Annotated in this window: 10 protein-coding genes and 1 tRNA gene; 8 read left to right on the top strand and 3 right to left on the bottom strand. The window is 69.5% G+C overall.

Annotated features, from left to right (window positions below; all coding sequences use genetic code 11):
* Positions 1 to 10: 10 nt before the first annotated feature.
* The 5 genes from ACMVY4_RS03760 to ggt all read left to right on the top strand — a co-directional run bounded on the left by ACMVY4_RS03760 (position 11) and on the right by ggt (position 6,258).
* Positions 11 to 955, top strand: a complete 945-nt coding sequence (locus ACMVY4_RS03760; RefSeq protein WP_416898858.1) for a tyrosine recombinase XerC — start codon at positions 11 to 13, stop codon at positions 953 to 955.
* Between the two features lie 35 nt (positions 956 to 990).
* Positions 991 to 1,078: transfer RNA gene (locus ACMVY4_RS03755), tRNA-Ser, on the top strand.
* A 240-nt stretch (positions 1,079 to 1,318) separates the two neighbouring features.
* Positions 1,319 to 2,602 carry an MORN repeat-containing protein gene (locus ACMVY4_RS03750; protein ID WP_416898857.1) on the top strand — a complete coding sequence of 428 codons (1,284 nt, stop codon included), beginning with the start codon at positions 1,319 to 1,321 and terminating at the stop codon, positions 2,600 to 2,602.
* A 137-nt stretch (positions 2,603 to 2,739) separates the two neighbouring features.
* The gene (gene recQ / locus ACMVY4_RS03745; protein WP_416898856.1) at positions 2,740 to 4,551 is read left to right on the top strand and encodes a DNA helicase RecQ; all 1,812 of its coding nucleotides are present in this window, start codon (positions 2,740 to 2,742) and stop codon (positions 4,549 to 4,551) included.
* An 84-nt stretch (positions 4,552 to 4,635) separates the two neighbouring features.
* On the top strand, positions 4,636 to 6,258 hold the full coding sequence (gene ggt / locus ACMVY4_RS03740) for a gamma-glutamyltransferase (RefSeq protein ID WP_416898855.1): 1,623 nt from the start codon (positions 4,636 to 4,638) through the stop codon (positions 6,256 to 6,258).
* Between the two features lie 22 nt (positions 6,259 to 6,280).
* Here ggt and ACMVY4_RS03735 read toward each other — a convergent pair whose 3' ends face one another.
* Positions 6,281 to 6,682: a DUF1330 domain-containing protein gene (locus ACMVY4_RS03735; RefSeq protein ID WP_416898854.1), complete on the bottom strand. Its 402-nt coding sequence runs from the start codon at positions 6,680 to 6,682 to the stop codon at positions 6,281 to 6,283.
* Between the two features lie 172 nt (positions 6,683 to 6,854).
* Here ACMVY4_RS03735 and ACMVY4_RS03730 point away from each other — a divergent pair, with 172 nt between their 5' ends.
* From ACMVY4_RS03730 to ACMVY4_RS03720, 3 genes are all read left to right on the top strand, one after another.
* On the top strand, positions 6,855 to 7,610 hold the full coding sequence (locus tag ACMVY4_RS03730) for a tellurite resistance TerB family protein (protein ID WP_416898853.1): 756 nt from the start codon (positions 6,855 to 6,857) through the stop codon (positions 7,608 to 7,610).
* A gap of 40 nt (positions 7,611 to 7,650) precedes the next feature.
* The gene (locus ACMVY4_RS03725; RefSeq protein WP_416898852.1) at positions 7,651 to 8,034 is read left to right on the top strand and encodes a hypothetical protein; all 384 of its coding nucleotides are present in this window, start codon (positions 7,651 to 7,653) and stop codon (positions 8,032 to 8,034) included.
* Between the two features lie 99 nt (positions 8,035 to 8,133).
* On the top strand, positions 8,134 to 9,495 hold the full coding sequence (locus ACMVY4_RS03720) for a hypothetical protein (protein WP_416898851.1): 1,362 nt from the start codon (positions 8,134 to 8,136) through the stop codon (positions 9,493 to 9,495).
* Between the two features lie 105 nt (positions 9,496 to 9,600).
* Here the strand turns inward: ACMVY4_RS03720 and ACMVY4_RS03715 are convergent, their stop codons facing one another.
* Together ACMVY4_RS03715 and ACMVY4_RS03710 are read right to left on the bottom strand one after the other, a co-directional pair.
* On the bottom strand, positions 9,601 to 10,500 hold the full coding sequence (locus ACMVY4_RS03715) for a hypothetical protein (protein WP_416898850.1): 900 nt from the start codon (positions 10,498 to 10,500) through the stop codon (positions 9,601 to 9,603).
* A gap of 206 nt (positions 10,501 to 10,706) precedes the next feature.
* On the bottom strand, positions 10,707 to 12,449 hold the full coding sequence (locus tag ACMVY4_RS03710; RefSeq protein ID WP_416898849.1) for a cation:proton antiporter: 1,743 nt from the start codon (positions 12,447 to 12,449) through the stop codon (positions 10,707 to 10,709).
* Positions 12,450 to 12,545: the final 96 nt, after the last annotated feature.

Raw genomic sequence — 12,545 nt, 5'->3', positions numbered from 1 at the left:
GGCGGACGGCATGGGCGAGGCCGGCATCGGCGGTCTGAGACGCAGTTGGCTCGACTGGCTGGCCCATGAACGCCGGCTGGCCGGGAACACGCGGACCGCCTACGAGGCCGACTTCGACGATTTCACCGGCTTCCTGACCGGCCATCTGGGCGGCACGGTCGATGCGGCGGCGCTGGCGGGGCTGATGCCGGCGGACATCCGCGCCTGGCTCGCCAGCCGCCGCGCGCGCGGCGTCAGCGCGGCCTCCAACGCCCGGGCGCTCTCGGCGATCCGCAGCTTCTTCCGCCGCATGAAACAGCTCGGCCGTCTCGACAACGCCGCCGCGCTCTCGATCACGCCGCCGAAGACCCCGCGCCGCGCGCCGAAGCCGGTCTCGCCGGAGATGGCGCTGGGCATCGTCGACGCGCCGCTGGAAGCCGGAGACGGCTGGCAGGGCCTGCGCGACCGGGCGGTGCTGATGCTGCTCTACGGCGCGGGCCTGCGTATCTCCGAGGCGTTGGCGCTGACCGTGGCGGACGCCCCGCTCGGCCGCGCGCTGGCGGTGACCGGCAAGGGCGGCAAGACCCGGCGCGTGCCGGTGCTGCCCGCCATCGCCGAGGCGGTGGAGGCTTACAGAGCCGCATGTCCCTTCGACGAGAGGCCGGACCGGGCGCTGTTCCTCGGCGCCCGCGGCGGCCCGCTCCGGCCCGAGATCGTGCAGGCGGAGATCCGGCGGCTGCGCGGGGCGCTGGGCCTGCCGGAGACCGTGACCCCGCACGCGCTGCGCCACAGCTTCGCGACGCATCTGCTGGGCGGCGGCGCGGATCTGCGCGCGATCCAGGAGCTGCTCGGCCACGCCTCGCTGTCGACGACGCAGGTCTATACCGATGTCGACGCCGAGGCGCTCTACCGCACCTACGAGACCGCGCGCCCCGCCATCGCGCGCGGCGGCGGGAAGGCACGGAAACGCGCTTGATCTGCGAACTTCGCTGACTATAGTCCCGGCCTTCCGGAGGGATGGCCGAGCGGTTTAAGGCGCACGCCTGGAAAGCGTGTTGGGTGCAAGCCCTCGGGGGTTCGAATCCCCCTCCCTCCGCCAGCACCGTTTCGCACGGCGAAACGGTGGAAGCTGCCCCGGCATCTCCAGCGCGGCAGGGGTTTGCGAAGCAAACGCCCGAGAGCGCTCGGGTCCGGACCTTCGCTCCTCAACGACGGCACTGTCTTTCAGGGCGAAACGGCTTCCGCACATCACCAACGCCGTCCTGGCTCAGCCCGCCGCCTTCATCGGTGTTGGCTTGTCGGCCTTTCAGGAACAGCCCGCGATGTCGGCAGTCGAGACTTGACCGTCAACAGAAATCGCGCCGGCCCGCTTGAAGCGAACCGGGCCGGCGAAACAATCCGGTCGAAGAAAATTCCTCTTCGTGAAGCCGTCTGCTACACTTTGACAGGCGGTGAACAAGGCAAGGCAGCAATGAAGGTGAGGTGGATTCGGTCTTTGGCTGATTATTCAGTGCCAGCCGGTTTCACTGCCATCGGCCCTCGGGTGTTGTTGTTGACACTGCTGTTCGCGGCCATCGGGACCAGCAGCCGCGCCGATTCCGACTATCTCATCGACCAGGACGCCGCGGAGATGCAGCTCCGGCCTGTCTGTGTCGGACGGCAGGAGGCGGTCCGCTATGCGCGCGCGCTGATCGACTACATGGCGCAGAATTCGACGGCGGACGTGCCCGGGGCCATCGGCGCAACACAGGCGCGGACAGCCGGGAATGGCGGCAGTGAATTCGACTGCTACGTGATGGTGGTGAAGCCGGTCTATTTTGCCGAACCGGCGGACGTCGTGGATGTGATGGACACGCATGGCGCACCGGGCTTGCCGGCCGGACAGGGCGTCCTACTCGCCCGCGCGGACGTCATCGACGAGAATGGCGAGGTTCTGGCCCGGCGCGCCAATGGCGATTACCTCTATGCGATGCCGGTGGCCCGTGGCGAGGTCGTCCAGCGAAATGCGCCTTCGACCGCCATGACAGCACCACCCCGCGTGGTCGATGGACCGGAGAACAGCGGTTTCGCTGCCGCCGGAAGCCGCTCGGAATCCCTTCCGTCAGCCACGGGAACCGGGAGCGCGGAGGACGAGTTCACCGGACACCGGTCCGTAACCTATGACGATGGCGTCACCTACGATGGTGGTTGGCTGAATGGGAAGTTTCACGGCCACGGCATAATCACGTGGCCGAACGGCGACCGTTACGAGGGCGGGTTCCTGGACAACAAGAAGCACGGCACAGGCGTCTACATCTGGGGCAGCGGCAGCCGCTGGGCGGGCGATCGCTACGAGGGCGAATTCCGGGACGGCAAGCGCAACGGCCACGGCGTTTACACGTATGCGGATGGTCGCCCCTATGAGGGCGACTTTCAAGACCGCGTGTTTCACGGCCAAGGCGTTTTCACCTGGCCGGAGGGGCACCGCTTTGTGGGTTCGTTCGCCGACGACCGTATCCAAGGCTACGGCACCATGTGGTTTCCGAATGGCGACTGGTGTGCCGGCGTATGGGAACGGAGCGGTCTCATCGGTTCAGGGAATGGCGTGATTGGCGGCCAATCCCGGACATGCAGGGTCCGCTGAGGCGCTCAAATCCTGCCGCCGAATCTGGAGGTCCCGGACCATCGCAACCGGTCCGAGTCCGCAGCCCCCAATTCCCGTCCGCCCGTTTCCGGTGTACGGTCCGCCTCCGATGATCGTCCCCGACACCATCCATACCCTTGACTGATCCGCTGGCAGCGGCGCAGGCGGCGCTGAAGCGGGTGTTCGGGCATGCGGGGTTCCGGCCCGGGCAGGCCGATGCCGTCGAGGCGCTGCTGTCGGGGCGGGACGTGCTGGCGGTGATGCCGACCGGCGCGGGCAAGTCGCTCTGCTATCAGGCGCCGGCGCTGGTGATGGACGGGCTGACCGTCGTCGTCTCGCCGCTGGTCGCCCTGATGGAGGACCAGGTGGCGGCGCTGAAGCTGTCCGGCGTCGCCGCCGAGACCATCAATTCCGGCCGCGACCGGGAGACCAATGTCGCGGCCTGGCGGCGCGTCGCGGCGGGCGAGACCAAGCTGCTCTACATGTCGCCGGAACGGCTGATGACGGCGCGCATGATCGCCGCGCTGCAGAAGCTCTCTCCGGCCATGTTCGCCATCGACGAGGCGCACTGCATTTCCCGCTGGGGCTCGGCCTTCCGGCCGGAATACGAACAGCTCGGCGAGCTGCGCCACGCCTTCCCCGGGGCGCGGCTCTCCGCCTTTACCGCCACCGCCGATCCGGCGACGCGCGAGGACATCGCGGCCAAGCTGTTCGGGCGCGAGCCGGAGGTGCTGGTGGCGGGCTTCGACCGGCCCAACATCACGCTGACGGTGCAGCCGCGCGGCGACTGGCGCGAACAGATGACCGCCTTCCTGGAGGCGCGGCCCGGCCGGTCCGGCATCGTCTACGCCCTGTCGCGGAAGAATGTCGACGAGATCGCCGGGTTCCTGTCCGGGCAGGGGTACAACGCGCTGCCCTATCACGCGGGCATGGACGCCGCGGCGCGCTCGGCCAACCAGGACCGCTTCATGACCGAGGATGCCGCGATCATGGTCGCGACCATCGCCTTCGGCATGGGCATCGACAAGCCCGACATCCGCTTCGTGCTGCACACCCACCTGCCGGCCAATATCGAGGCCTACTACCAGGAGATCGGCCGCGCCGGCCGCGACGGCGAACCGGCCGAGGCGATGATGCTGTTCGGGCTGGACGACATCCGCCTGCGGCGCCGCTTCATCGACGATGACGGCTCGGGCGAGGACAACAGGCGCCGCGAGCACAAGCGCCTCGACGCGCTGGTCGCCTATGCCGAGGCCTCGACCTGCCGCCGGGCGATGCTGCTGGCCTATTTCGGCGACGAGGCGGCGGCCTGCGGCAACTGCGACATCTGCCTCGATCCGCCGAAGATGATGGAGGCGACCGCGCCGGCGCGGCTCGCCCTGTCCGTGGTGCGGGCGACGGGGGAGCGCTTCGGCGCGGTGCACGTCATCGACGTCATCCGCGGCTCGGAGAACCGCCGCGTCCTCGAACTGGGCCACGACCGGCTGGCCGAGCATGGCGCGGGCAAGGACCGCCCGGCGCCGTGGTGGCAGGCGTTCCTGCGCCAGCTCGTGTCCGCGGGACATCTGGAGATCGACATCCAGGGCTTCGGCGGCCTGCGTCTGACCGCGTCAGGCCGCCGGATTCTGGCCGGGGAGGCCGGCTTCGAATGCCGCGAGGTGCTGACCCGCCCGCCAAAATCCGCGCGCCGGCCGAAGGCGGACGTGCCGGCGCTCGCACCGGAGAACGAGGGGCTGCTGGGCCGGCTGAAGGCGCACCGGCTGGAACTGGCGCGGGCGCAGTCGGTGCCGCCCTACGTCATCTTCCACGACCGGACCCTGATCGCGATGGCCGAGACGCAGCCGCTGGACGCCGACGCCTTCCTCGACCTGCCCGGCGTCGGCAAGGCCAAGGCCGAGAAGTTCGCCGACAGCTTCATCGCGGTGTTGCGGGAGGCAGCGGACGCGTGAAGGCCTGTGCAGCCTGTGCGGCGGTTGCCGGTCGGGCGGCCTTCCAATAGCGTCCACCAGTTGAACCTTCCGGAGCGCCATTCAATGAACATCGAGACCGGCAGACCGCCGACACCGGCCGTGAACGGGCTCGTGACCTCGCCGCATTCGCTCGCCTCCTCGGCCGGTGTGGACGTGCTCAGGGCCGGCGGTTCGGCGGTCGACGCCGCCATTGCCACCAGCGCGGTGCTGGCGGTGCTCTATCCGCACATGACCAGTATCGGCGGCGACGCCTTCTGGCTGATCCACGAAGGTGCGACCGGCGACATCAACTATCTGTCCGGCGGGGGACAGGCGGCGGCGACGGCGGATATCGAGTGGTTCCGGACCCGCGGTCACACGGAGATTCCGCTGGAGGGCGTGCTGCCGGCGACGCTGACGGTGCCCGGTGCACTGGCCAGCTGGGCGGCGGCGCATGAGCGGTACGGACGGCTGCCGCTCGCCCGTTGCCTCGAACAGGCCATCGCCTATGCGCGGGATGGCGCCCCGGTCAGCGCACGCGTCGCCGGATTCATCGAACTGTTCCGCGGCAAGCTGGCCGCGCATCCCGACACGTCCGCCATCTTCCTGCCGGGCGGCGAGGTCCCCCGGGCCGGCGCCAGGCTGGCGAACCCGAACCTCGCCAGGTCCATGGAGGCCTTCGCCCGCGACGGCCGGGCCGGCTTCTACGAGGGCGAGGTGGCGCGGGCGCTGTCGCGGTTCGCCGAAGCGCAGGGCGGCTTCTTCCGGGAAGGCGACTTCGCGGCCCAGCAGGCCCGGTGGGAAGCCCCACTTGTCGGCACCTACCGCGGTCTGGAGATCTACAACACGCCCGCGCCGACCCAGGGCTTCACCGTGCTGTCGATGCTGAACCTGCTGGAGCCGTTCGACCTGGGCGGCATGCCGGCGTTCGGGCCCGATCATGTGCATCTGCTGGTCCAGGCCAAGCAGCTCGCCTATCACGACCGAGACCGCTATCTGGGCGATCCGCGCTTCGGCGATGTCCCGGTCGGGCGGCTGATATCGAAGGCCCATGCCGACGAACGGCGGCGGCTGATCGATCCGTCACGGGCACTGGCGTGGGACGAGGTGCCCTCCTACGGCTCGCTGTCGGGCGACACGGTCTACATGGCCGCGGTCGACCGGGACGGCAACGCGGTCTCCCTGATCCAGAGCATCTACGGCGCCTTCGGCTCCGGCGTCGTGGCCGGCGACACGGGCATCCTGCTGCAGAACCGCGGGGCCTATTTCACGCTCGATCCGGACCATCCGAATGCGCTGCAGCCGGGCAAGGTGCCGCTGCACACGCTGATCGCCTCGATGGGCAAGCGGGACGGCAAGCTGTGGAGCGTGCTCGGCTGCATGGGGGCGGACGGCCAGCCGCAGATCCAGTTGCAGGCCTATGTCGGGCTGCTCGACCACGGCCTCGACATCCAGCAGGCGCTGGAGGCGCCGCGTTTCCTGTCCGGCCGCTTCGGGCTGGGCGAATCGCGGGACACGCTGCACATGGAAGGCCGCTTTCCGGACGCCACCATGGACGAGCTGGCGCGGCGCGGCCACACGCTGGACCGCTGGGCGGACTGGAACGAGCTGGCCGGACACGCCCACGGCATCCTCATCGATCCGGAGACCGGGTATCTTCAGGGTGGCTCCGATCCCCGAAGCGATGGTGCGGCCATCGGCTACTGAGCCGGACGGCGGCCGGGGCCGTTCAGGGGCGGGGCACCAGCTGGGTGGTCTCGACCAGCCGGCTGTCGGCCAGCGCCGCCGCGCGGATCGGCGAGATGGCCAGGTAGTCCGGATCCTTCATCATCTCCACGAAATGCCGCCGGCTGGGATAGCGGACCAGCATGACGGCGCTCCATTCCTCGTCGCCGATCACGGTGCGGTGGCTCTGCCCGATCCAGATCGGCTCGACGCCGAAGCGCGCATTCAGTTTCATCAGGCGACGCCCGTAGACATCGAACGCCTCGCGCCCGCTCAGGCCGTCCACCCCGTGCCCCGGCTCCGCCACGTCCCGGTAGCGAAGCAGGTTGAGCATCACCACCGGCTGGTCCGGGTCGCCGCCCGACATGGCCTCCAGGGCCGCCGCATCGAAATCCACCAGTCCCATGACCTGCTCCTCCACCAGCGGACCTGTTCCCGTTGCAGACGGTAGACCCGCGGCGGAAGGAGCGCCACGAGGATTCACGCAAACTGAGGCCTTGCAGAGGCCGCGTCGTGACTGATTGTCATTCGCAACGGCCATTCCTATCTCTGGGCGGCATTGACCGGACAGGAAGACGATGAACCCACAGAACCTCCTCGAGCAGTTTCTCGGCGCCGATGCCGGCGCGAAGGCCGGCCAGGCCATGCAGGGCGCCCGCGACCGGGTCGCCGGCAGCGGCTGGGCCGGCGTCGCCGGCGGTGTGGCCGCGGGCGGGCTGATCGGCGTGCTGCTGGGATCGAAGAAGGCGCGCAAGACCGTCGGCAAGGTGGCCGGCGGCGTGGTCGGCTATGGCGGCGCCGCGGCGCTGGGCGCGCTCGCCTACCGGGCCTATCAGAACTGGCAGTCGGGCAAGGCGGCCGCGCCCGCACCCGCATCCGCACCGCCGCCGTCCGGCGTTCCGGCCGCCGGGGGCGAACCCGAGCTGCCGCCCGAGGGCTCGAAGTTCCTGCCCGCCACCGCGCCGGCCGGCGACGGGCGGCCGTTCGAGCTTGCCCTGATCCTCGCGATGGTCGCCGCGGCCAATGCGGACGGTCACATCGGGGCCGACGAGCAGCGGCTGATCTTCGAGCGGGCCGGCGAGATGTCGCTGGACGCCGAGGACAAGGCCTTCGTCTTCGACGCCCTGAGCGACCCGCCCGGCCTGAAGCAGATCGCCGCGCTGCCGCAGGGTCCCGAACAGGCCGCGGAGATCTATCTGGCCTCGCGCCTGGCGATCGATCCCGACGAGTTCGCGGAGAAGGCCTATCTGGAGGCGCTGGCGAGCCGTCTTTCGCTGCCGCCCGACCTGGTCGCGCATCTGGAATCGCAGGTCCGGGCCGCCGCCGCGGCCTGAGGCCTGTCGTCCCGCCGCCGGGTCGGGTAAGAGATCGGGCATGTTTGGCTTCCTCGAACTGTTCGGGCCGTCGCGGCCCCAGAAGCGGCTGGATGCGGCGCTCCGCGAAGCCGGTGTGCATCCGCGTCTGGTGCCGGGGGCGGTGAAGCTCACCGCCATTCGCCAGATGGAGGAGAAGGAGCGGCAGGGCGGCGCCGACGAGGCGGCCTGCGCCCGTGCCGCCGCGCTGCTCGCTTATCTGATGCATGGCCGCGAGATCTTCGAGGGCGACAATGGCGCGGCCGCCGCCGCGGAGGCCGAGGACCGCATCGCGGGCGCAGTGGCCGCCGGCGACGGTCCCGACGCCCGTCTGATCCTGCTCGCCCTGCACGCCGGCATCGTCGCGCAGGAAGTCGTCGAGGCCTGGGGCCTGGAGATCGACTGAGGGGGCTGCCCCGGCGCTGCAGGCGCCCGCGCGGTGGACTTCGGGCGCGGTTTGGCGGACGCTTTCCCGCTGAACCCTCGAAGACGACCGGACCTGCATGTGACGGGCGAGACGCTGCAGCGGATCGATATCGGGCGGCCGGCGAAGCGCCTGCGCCGCATGTGGAACGGTGCGCGCCTGAACGCCTTCCTGCCGCTGGCGGTGCTGATCGCCGTCCGCGGGCCGCTGGGGAGCTTTTTCGACCCGCAGGCCTCGGAAGCCGTCGACATCTTCAACACCTTCAATCTGGCGGCGCTGGTCTGGCTGCCCTACCTGGTCTACGTCTCCGGCGCGCGCTCCCGCTTCGCCGCCGGGGTAGGTGTGTTCGTCTGCCTGACCCTGCTGTGGATGTGCTTTCTGGCGGGCTTCGGCGGCATCCACGACCGGCATGCCGGCGTGGTCGCGGCGGTGGGCGTGCTGGCGGCCGGTGCGCTCTGGGGTCTGATCACCGCGGTCCCGGTCCTGTTCGCCCAGGTGCGCCGGAACCCGTTCGGGCCGCTGGCGCTGGCGAAGTTCGAACGCCACATCAACCGGATGCCCTACTGGTGGCGCATCGGCAAGCTGATCCTCTTCTTCGCCGCCGCCCATCTCTGGATGGTGCTGCTGGTCGGCGTGCTGTCCGCGCCGGCGCAGTACCGCGCCTATTACGACAGCGCGAACGAAAGGCTGGGGCAGGGGCGCGAGCCGATGGCCGCGCCGGCGATGAACGAGATCTTCCAGTATTTCGCCGGTGCGAGCCTGCTCGTCGTCGTCCTCGTCCTCGCCGTGGCGGCCTCCCTGATCTTCCTTGCGCGGCTGGCCCAGCGCTGGCTGCGGGCGCGGGCCGAGACCGGCGCCGCCAACGCCGTGGAACAGCCGATCCTGCTGCTGCGCTCCTTCGCCGACGACGCCGCGCGGGTGCGCCCGGATGCGCTCTACATGCGGCTGCAGTTCCGCAAGCGGCGGCTGGAGGAGATCGTCGCCATGGTGATCCGCCGCCTCGGCGCCTTCACCGCCATCGGCTCACCGGGTGAGCGGCTGCCCCCGCTCGGCGCCCGGCGCGCCTATTTCGACGACGACAGCTGGCAGGACGCGATCCTGCACTGGATCGGGGTCAGCCGCTTCGTGGTGCTGGTCGCCGGCCTGACCGAGTGGATCCAGTGGGAGCTGCGGACGCTGATCGAGCGGTCGGGGCTCGACCGGCTGATCGTGCTGATACCGCCCGGCAGCCGTGCGGAAACGCAGGCGCGGCTGGACCTGCTTGCCGGCTGCTTCCGGGACACGCCCTGGGGCGGTGCCTTCGGCGCGCTCGATCCGGACCGGGTCCTGGCCATCATGTTCGGCGAGGGCGGCGAGATCCTGGTGATCGACGGCGTCCGCCGCGACGAGATCGAATACCGCCTCGCCATCCTGGCCGCCATCCGGCAGATGGAAGGGGCGTAGGACGGCCGCCGAACGGGTCACCCCCGATGGCCCATCGGGCCACTCGGGGGTCCGGAGCGGCTTTGCTGCAATGTCATTGATGGACCGGGAAGGCGCTCCGGAACCCTACCGATCCTTCACGTAGTCGCTGACCCAATCGAACTCGTCGGCGCAGCTCTCCGGGATGTCCTGCCGGTAGGGCGGCAGGCGCGGGTTGCGGAATTCGCTTAGATGCATCCGGTCGTCCTCGATCTTCACCTGCGCCTCCGGGCTGTAGAGATCACCCCGTTTGCCATAGGGAACCAGGCGGTCCCGGAGCGAACGTGCGAAATAGTAGGTTTCCAGTGTTCGAGCTTGGTACCGACGAAGTTGACCGAAGCGGAACTCGCCAAGGCCGTACCGGAGGTCGGTTGAGTAGATTTCCGCACCGATGAGGGCGGTGTGGAACACGTTGACAACGTAGAGACCGAAACGCTGCTGCTGGTCGAGCGCGTTGACGACCAGAACCTGCATCACGCCCTCGCGGGCGACGAGGAAGCCTTCATAGACACTGTCTGCGCCAACGAGCGGCCGGTAACCCACTTCCGGCCCCAGCCGTTCGGCGAGGTCGTCAAAAAGCGCGCCGCGGCCGTTCAGCAGGAAGATGCCGGTGACCGGGCCCTCCAGAAAGGCCGATACGGCGCCGGCGACCTCGGCCGGCGGCTGATCGAAATCGAACCTGGGATAGACGCGATAGAGGGCGTGACGATCTTCGTAGTCGAGGATGAATTTGTTTGCGAGTGACATCCGGCGGGTGTCCGCATCGACATGATAGGCGATGGAATCGCTCGCCGGCACGAACGGCTGGTCCTTCGCGCCCTCGATCACGGCAAGGCAGGTCGTCTTGAAGCCGCGATAGATCGCGATGAGCTGCAGAGGCACTTCACGCTCCGCTTCCGCAGCGTGCGCGGCACCGCAGAGCCAGCCAAGAAGAATGACGGCAACGCACAGTGCCCGCCGCGACGGGTTCGAATGCCGCCTCGCCATCCGCCAGCCCGAGAAGAGCCGGGCCGCTGCCGAACGGGTCACCCCCGATGGCCCATCGGGCCACTCGGGGGTCTGGAACGGCTTGGGCGCAAGACTGGTAATCGACCCGATGCCCGCGTAGGGCGGGCATGACAGATCTTCGATTGCCGCTGGTTCACCGGTTTGCGGGAACCCTGCGGGAGACTGGCGGCGTCCTCTTATCACCCTCACTCCGGCGCCCGGGCGTTGAAGCGGTCTTCCTCGATCTTGCGGCGGGCGTCGACGATGCGGCGGGCGGCGGCCGAGGGCAGGCCGGCGCCGGTCAGCACGATCTCGCCGAGCTGCAGGCTGGCTTCCACCGTTTCCGGGATCACCTGGGTCGCGCCGTGCTCCATCAGCCGCAGGGCGTGGGCGCTGTCGCGGGCGCGGGCGTAGATCGGCAGGTCGGGCCAGAGATCGCGGGCGGTGTCGACCACATGCTCGGCGGCGGCGGCGTCGTCCATGGTCACCACCAGCGCGGCGGCGCGGCCTGTGTGGAACCGCTTCAGGATGTCGGGCCGGTTGGCGTTGCCGAAGAAGATCGAGCCGCCGGCGGCGCGGAACCGCCCGACCAGCCGCGCATCCATGTCGAGGCCGACATGCGGCACCTCCTGTCCGTCCAGCAGGGAGCCCAGCATCTGGCCAACGCGCCCGTAGCCGACGATGACGACATGGCCTTCCAGCCCCGTGGCGACGTCGCCGTCCGTCTGCCCCTTCGCCGCCTCCCGCTTCTCCAGCGCGGCGGCCAGACGGCGCGCGCCCCAGGCGATGGGCGGGGTCGCCATCATGGTCAGGCTGGCCACGATCAGCATGAACTGCGCGGTCTCGTTGGGCATCAGGCCCAGCCCGTAAGCCATGCCGACGACGACGAAGGCGAACTCGCCGCTCTGTCCCAGCAGCAGCGAGGCTTCCAGCGACACGTGCCGCCGCTCCCCGAACAGCCGCGCCAGTACGTAGATGATCGGGGTCTTGATCATGTAGAGGCCGATCACCGAGGCGATCAGCCAGACCGGCTCGGCCAGCACCTGCACGATGTCGATGCCCATGCCGATGGAGACGAAGAACAGGCCCAGCAGCAGGCCCTTGAAGGGCTCGATATCGACCTCGATGGCGTGGCGGTACTCGGTCTCGGCGAACATCAGCCCGGCCAGGAAGGCGCCCAGCGCCATGGAGAGGCCGAAGGCGCCGGTGAGCAGCGCGGTGCCGATGATCACCAGCAGCACCAGCGCCAGGAACATCTCCTCGCTGGCTGCGGTGCCGACGAAGCGGAAGACCGGGCGCAGCACCAGCCGGCCCAGCACCAGGATGACCGCCACGGCGACCGCTGCCTCTCCCATCGCCTGCGCGAAGGAAAGGACGACCGGCGCGTCGCTCTGCACGGCGAAGACGCCGACCAGGAACAACACCGGCAGCACGGCGAGGTCCTGGCAGAGCAGGATCGAGAAGCTGACGCGGCCGGTCTCGGTGCCCAGGCGGCTGTTCTCCGAAAGCAGCTGCATGACGATGGCGGTGGACGAGAGCGCGAAGCTGCCGCCGAGCACGATGGCGACGGCCAGCGTGTTGTCGAAGGCCGCGGCGACGGCGGCGATGGCCGCGCCGGAGATCAGGATCTGCGCCCCGCCGAGGCCGAAGACCAGCCGCCGCATCGCCCAGAGCCGCTCCAGCGAGAGCTCGAGGCCGATCATGAACAGCAGGAAGACGACGCCCAGCTCGGCCAGCAGCCGCACGCCCTCCAGATCCTCGATCACCAGATGGCTGAGCCAGGGCATCTCGCCGGTGAAGCGGGCGAGGCCGAAGGGGCCGATGACGATGCCGACCAGCAGGAAGCCGAAGACCGGGCTGATCTTCACGCGGCGGGCCAGCGGGACGACGACGCCCGCGGCGAACAGAAAGATGACGACCTCGTGCAGGTCCAGCGTTTCGTGGCCCATGACCGCCTCTGCCCGCTCCCCGTCGCGTGCTCCCGCTCCCTCACCCCCATGAAAGGCGGTCGCGGCCGCGGGATCAATGGGCGCTGACGTCACGGG

Origin of the sequence: Minwuia sp. (genome assembly GCF_048007105.1) — a bacterium.
Classification (GTDB): domain Bacteria; phylum Pseudomonadota; class Alphaproteobacteria; order Minwuiales; family Minwuiaceae; genus Minwuia.
This window is presented reverse-complemented; position numbering and strand designations above follow the sequence as displayed.

Bases quoted from the DNA above. Each gene is read 5' to 3' on its own strand.
- ACMVY4_RS03760 (WP_416898858.1), top strand. From the start codon at position 11: ATGGGCGAGGCCGGCATCGGCGGTCTGAGACGCAGTTGGCTCGACTGG.
- ggt (WP_416898855.1), top strand. From the start codon at position 4,636: ATGAACATCGAGACCGGCAGACCGCCGACACCGGCCGTGAACGGGCTC.
- ACMVY4_RS03735 (WP_416898854.1), bottom strand. From the start codon at position 6,682: ATGGGACTGGTGGATTTCGATGCGGCGGCCCTGGAGGCCATGTCGGGC.
- ACMVY4_RS03730 (WP_416898853.1), top strand. From the start codon at position 6,855: ATGAACCCACAGAACCTCCTCGAGCAGTTTCTCGGCGCCGATGCCGGC.
- ACMVY4_RS03725 (WP_416898852.1), top strand. From the start codon at position 7,651: ATGTTTGGCTTCCTCGAACTGTTCGGGCCGTCGCGGCCCCAGAAGCGG.
- ACMVY4_RS03715 (WP_416898850.1), bottom strand. From the start codon at position 10,500: ATGGCGAGGCGGCATTCGAACCCGTCGCGGCGGGCACTGTGCGTTGCC.
- ACMVY4_RS03710 (WP_416898849.1), bottom strand. From the start codon at position 12,449: ATGGGCCACGAAACGCTGGACCTGCACGAGGTCGTCATCTTTCTGTTC.